At 54.4% G+C, this 3748-nt stretch carries 2 protein-coding genes and 1 pseudogene; all 3 read right to left on the bottom strand.

The window, feature by feature from the left end; genetic code table 11:
- Positions 1-735: pseudogene (wzxC, locus tag EQY_RS0117985) on the bottom strand (colanic acid undecaprenyl disphosphate flippase WzxC); the annotation flags it as partial.
- 1 nt (position 736) lies between these two features.
- The gene (wcaJ, locus tag EQY_RS0117980) at positions 737-2131 is read right to left on the bottom strand and encodes an undecaprenyl-phosphate glucose phosphotransferase (protein WP_000183099.1); all 1395 of its coding nucleotides are present in this window, start codon (positions 2129-2131) and stop codon (positions 737-739) included.
- A 127-nt stretch (positions 2132-2258) separates the two neighbouring features.
- A complete protein-coding gene (gene cpsG, locus EQY_RS0117975; RefSeq protein ID WP_024212644.1) occupies positions 2259-3629 on the bottom strand; it encodes a colanic acid biosynthesis phosphomannomutase CpsG in 1371 nt (456 codons plus the stop codon).
- Positions 3630-3748: the final 119 nt, after the last annotated feature.

Genomic DNA, 3748 nt, shown 5'->3' with positions numbered 1-3748 from the left:
GCCCCCCGCCACGCCCGCGCCGAGAATACGCGCCAGCACCAGCGTCGAAAGGTTAGTATTGAGATAGTTGATGATGCTGTCCGCCGTCAGCCAGGCACCAAAGCGTAAGTTCGGTGCCACCGACGTCAGCGAGAAATGCAGACCGGGACGATAAATTTTGCGACCAAAGTAGCCAAACAGCAGCGTTCTCACCGCACTATTGACCAGATAACCGAGGATCGCGGTCATCGCCAGCGGCCAGAAATGGGCGCTAACCACCGTAAAAGTAAAGCCCGCCAGCACCGCGCTAGTTTCGATCATGCCGATTTTGTTGAACTCCAGCTCCTTTTGCATCAACGCGCGGAACTGTTGCCCGTGGGGGATCACCACAAACGCCAGCGACAATGTTTTAATCAACGGTGCCAGATCCGGATTATTCAGCACGTCGCCGATGACATCACTCAACAAAAACACTGCCACGCACACCACGATCCCCAGCCCGACGTTCAACCAGTACAGCGTAGTGAGTTCAAGATGGCTGATTTCTTTTCGCTGAATAATGGAGTTAGCGATACCGAAGTCAGAAAGCGTATCTGCCAGCGCGATAATCACCAGCGACACGGTAAGTAGGCCGAACTGGTGGTTATCGATAATCCGCGCCAGCACGGTCATCTGTACCAGCCCGAGGCCGATGATGATCACCGTGGCAATCGCCGACCACTTCGCGCCGCTGATGGTTTTTTCACGTAAGCTCATATCAATATGCCGCTTTGTTAACGAAGCCTTTGAATACCGTCAGGAAAACGATTTTGATATCGAACCAGACGCTCCATTCGCGGATGTACTCAAGGTCGAACTCGACGCGTTTTTCCATTTTCTCCAGCGTGTCGGTTTCGCCGCGCCAGCCGTTGATCTGCGCCCAACCGGTAATGCCCGGTTTCACTTTATGGCGCAGCATGTAGCCTTCAATAAGCTGGCGATACTGTTCGTTATGCGCCACTGCGTGCGGACGCGGACCCACAATCGACATCCCGCCGGTCAGCACATTGATAAACTGCGGCAATTCATCCAGCGAGGTGCGGCGCAGAAAGTTCCCCACCCTGGTGACGCGCGGATCGTTCTTCGTCGCCTGGGTCACCACGTTGTCGTTCTCCATCACTTTCATCGAACGGAACTTCCACACTTTGATCGGCTTGCCGTCCATGCCGTAGCGAGTCTGGCGGAAAATAACCGGCCCCGGTGAACTGAGTTTCACCGCCAGCGCAATGCAGCACAGCACCGGGGAGATCAGCAGCAAGATCAGCGTTGCCAGCACAATGTCTTCCGCACGTTTGAGCAGGCGGTTAACCCCGGAAAGCGGCGTGTCATACAGCGGCACCACCGGTACGCCGTTCATCTCTTCGATACGGGAATGGAGAATGTTGAAGGTAAAAACATCGGGGATCAGCAGCACCGAACAGGTGGTGTCCGCCAGTTGATGAACCAGTTTTTTCACTCGCGCGCCGTCGCACATTTGCATCGCGATATAGACGTTATGAATCTTGCCCGCTTTCGCATCCTCGACCAGCTGTTGCAGGTTACCCGCCCAGTCGTTAGAAACGCCGCCCGGTTTCGGGTCGTGGTAAACGCCCACCACTTCAAACCCTAACCACGGCTGATTACGGAAACTCTCCATCAGCATTTGTCCGGCAGCTAAATCCCCCGCCACCGCGACCATCCGCTTGTTATAGCCATGATTACGCAGCCAGCCCGCACCAATACGAATGCACGAACGGCAAACCACCAGTCCGATGCTGGTCAGCGTATACCACGCTAGCCAGATTTTCAGTTGCGTGTCGAAATCATTGTTGAACGCCACCAGTCCGGCGCTGAAAATCACGCTTAACGTCCAGTTTTGTAGCAACAGGGCAAATTCTGTCGCTGCCCGAACACCGCGCCATGAGCGATAAAAATCGGTGATGCCGCCCAGCATCTGGAATACCACCAGCGTAATCAGCGCCACCAACAGGTGCATGTAGAAGAATGACAGTCCGCTGACTTCGCAAACCAGCCATAACCCGGCAAACATGATGGTGATATCTGAAAAGCGTTGCACCATAGAGATTAACGATGCATTGGTTTTCGCTCGCTCGCGCTTTTTTAGATTTGTCATCGTTGTTCCTGTTCTATTGTCGCCTCACCCCGGCCCTCTCCCCAAAGGGGCGAGGGGAGAAGAAAGTTCCGTGCTCTCTTCTCTCCGCAGGCAGTAGAGCGTCAGGGGGAGGGGGAAAGTAATGACATTACTCGTTCAGCAACGTCAGCAGAGTTCGCGTTCGCGCTTCCATCAGCGGCACATCACCGCGCGATTCCACATTCAACCGCACCACCGGTTCGGTGTTGGAGGAGCGCAGGTTGAAGCGCCAGTCGGCAAAGGTCATGCTGATGCCATCGGTGCGATCCACCGCCAGCGCCTCACGGATAAAATGCTGTTCCACACGGTCAATAGCCTCAACGGGTTGCGCCAGTTTGCTGTTGATTTCACCGCTTGCCGGGAATGCCGCCATCCGGTCGCGCACCAGTTCGCCCAGCGTTTTTCCTTTCAGACACACCAGTTCGGCGACCAGCAGCCACGGGATCATGCCGCTGTCACAGTAAGCGAAATCACGGAAGTAATGGTGCGCGCTCATTTCGCCACCGTAGATGGCGTCTTCCTTGCGCATACGTTCTTTAATAAAGGCGTGTCCGGTTTTCGACATCACCGGTGTGCCGCCTGCGGCAGTCACCACATCAACGGTGTTCCAGGAGAGACGTGGATCGTGGATGATCTTCGCGCCGGGATTTTTTTCGAGGAACGCTTCTGCCAGCATGCCGACAATGTAGTAGCCCTCAATAAACTGCCCTTTTTCGTCAAACAGGAAACAGCGGTCAAAATCGCCATCAAAGGCAATGCCCATATCCGCGCCGTGTTTGATGACCGCATTGCGGGTGTCGTCGCGGCATTCCGGCAGCAAAGGATTAGGAATACCGTTGGGGAAATTGCCGTCCGGCGTGTTGTGCACTTTGATCAATTCCACCGGTGCGCCGAGGGCTTTAAAGCGGGCTTCGATAGCGTCCACCACCGGACCCGCTGCGCCGTTCCCGGAGTTGATTACCAGCTTGAGCGGCGTGAGGTTTTTGACGTTGATATAACCGAACAGGTGATCAACGTAAGCGTCACGCAGATTGATTTGCTGATAGCGACCGCGTTTTGTTTCATCAACGGGAGGAAAGTCGTTGGCTTCTGCCAGACGCTGGACGTCGCGCAGTCCGGTATCACCGCTGATAGGGCGAGCCCCTTCGCGCACCAGTTTCATGCCGTTGTAATCCATCGGGTTATGGCTGGCGGTAACTTCAATGCCGCCATCCACGCCGAGATGGAACGTGGCGAAATAGATCTCTTCAGTGCCGGACATGCCGATATCCAGCACATCGACGCCCGCATCCTGTAAACCTTTTGCCAGCGCCAGTTTTAAGGTTTCGCTGGTGAGGCGGACATCACCGCCTAATACAATGGTTTTCGGTTTAAGAAATTCGCCATAGGCACGACCAATGCGCCAGGCGATATCTTCATTCAGTTCTTCACCTAATTTTCCGCGAATATCATAGGCTTTAAAGCAGGTTAATTTTTTCATGTCGTTACCCTTTTTCAGGCAATAGTTGACCCTGACCGAAGCGGCCAATTTTGTTTTTGTCGTTATTTACATCGCGGTTCGGCATTCATTGCCTGATGCGACGCTGCCGCGTCTTATCA

The sequence above is a fragment of the Escherichia sp. TW14182 genome (genome assembly GCF_000208525.1).
GTDB classification, from domain to species: domain Bacteria; phylum Pseudomonadota; class Gammaproteobacteria; order Enterobacterales; family Enterobacteriaceae; genus Escherichia; species Escherichia ruysiae.
Note: the sequence above shows the minus strand (reverse complement) of the source record. Positions and strands in the feature narration are given on the sequence as shown.